Genomic DNA, 1,266 nt, shown 5'->3' on the forward strand with positions numbered 1-1,266 from the left:
TCACGTTCCTGCAGTGGGAGACCTGGGTGCGGTTCGCGGTGTGGTTCGCGATCGGCCTCGGCGTGTACTTCGGCTACTCCCGCAAGCACAGCAAGCTCGCCGAGCACGCCGACCACTGACCCGCTCTGCCCCGCCCGCGGACCCTTGCGCGAGACCGCACGGCCCCGCACCCGGACCGCAACCGGCGTGCGGGTGACCGCAGCGGCACCGTGGCGGAACCGCACGCGTCCCGCACCGTCTGACCGCACTTCCCAGTCCTGACGCGTGCACCCCCCTTCCAGGGGACAGAACCGCGGCACCCGGCTGCCTAGCCTCGTGACACCCACTCACGAGAAGGACGGCCGGCGACCCGATGGTCAAACACTTGCTGATGATCGCGGCGATCGCGGTGCTCTCCACCGCGCTGTCCCTGACCGTCGTGAGCACCGCCGAGTCCGGCGAACCCGACCCCACGGGGAGCGCCGTGCCGACACCGTCAGCACGCCCTGTCCCGACACTCCCCGACCTCGGCGCCCCGACGTTCGAGGAGGACTTCGACACCCCGGCAGCAGCCGGCGGCCCCTTCGCCGCGACGTACGCGCAGTCCTGGCAGCCGTACCCGGACGGCATGGGCGGGAAGTACTGGTCCGGCAAGATCATCAGCGCCCACGACGGCTCCATGGACGTCGCGATGGACGGCGAGCACGGTGCAGCCGGCACGTTCGGCACACCGACCGGCGCGTGGACGCACGTCGGGGGCACCTTCAGCATCCGAGCGCGAGCGACGGGCGGTGGCGACAACGGGCTCGCGGTGATGCTCTGGCCGACGTCGGACGACTGGTCGGAGGGCGAGCTCAACTACCCCGAGGGGAACTTCGACGGCGCGGTGCACGCGTTCCACCACCTGATGGTGCCCGGACACGAACAGGAGAAGGTGTCGTACACCGCGGACGTCTCCTGGCGCGACTGGCACACGTACACGACGCAGTGGGCGCCGGGGAAATACGTCAAGTACTACCTCGACGGCAAGCTCGTGATGTCCGTGACGCACGACGTCCCGACCACCCCGCACCGGTACATGTTCCAGATCGGCAACTGGGGGTCGAGTGGGCACCTGATGATCGACTGGGTCCGGACCTGGGACCGGACCTGAACGCTCAGTCGTCGCGGCGGTGCTTCCCCTTCGCCGCCGTCGGGTCCGCCATCGGGTGGTTCCGGAACCACCGGAGGAGTTCCCGCGACCGGCTCGAGTCCGCACTGCGGTCCCCGGTCTCGAGGAAGTCGCTG

Annotated in this window: 2 protein-coding genes; both read left to right on the top strand. The window is 69.8% G+C overall.

Annotation, left to right across the window (positions count from 1 at the left end):
• Positions 1 to 8 precede the first annotated feature (8 nt).
• Complete coding sequence (locus CRP27_RS17795; protein ID WP_369680025.1) at positions 9 to 119, top strand: amino acid permease C-terminal domain-containing protein; 111 nt, start codon at positions 9 to 11, stop codon at positions 117 to 119.
• A gap of 233 nt (positions 120 to 352) precedes the next feature.
• On the top strand, positions 353 to 1,132 hold the full coding sequence (locus tag CRP27_RS17800) for a glycoside hydrolase family 16 protein (protein WP_097181949.1): 780 nt from the start codon (positions 353 to 355) through the stop codon (positions 1,130 to 1,132).
• Positions 1,133 to 1,266 lie beyond the last annotated feature (134 nt).

The organism is Curtobacterium sp. 314Chir4.1 (assembly GCF_900215175.1).
Taxonomy (GTDB): Bacteria; Actinomycetota; Actinomycetes; order Actinomycetales; family Microbacteriaceae; genus Curtobacterium; species Curtobacterium pusillum_A.

Coding starts and splice junctions, on each gene's coding strand:
- CRP27_RS17800 (WP_097181949.1), top strand. CDS start 353: ATGGTCAAACACTTGCTGATGATCGCGGCGATCGCGGTGCTCTCCACC.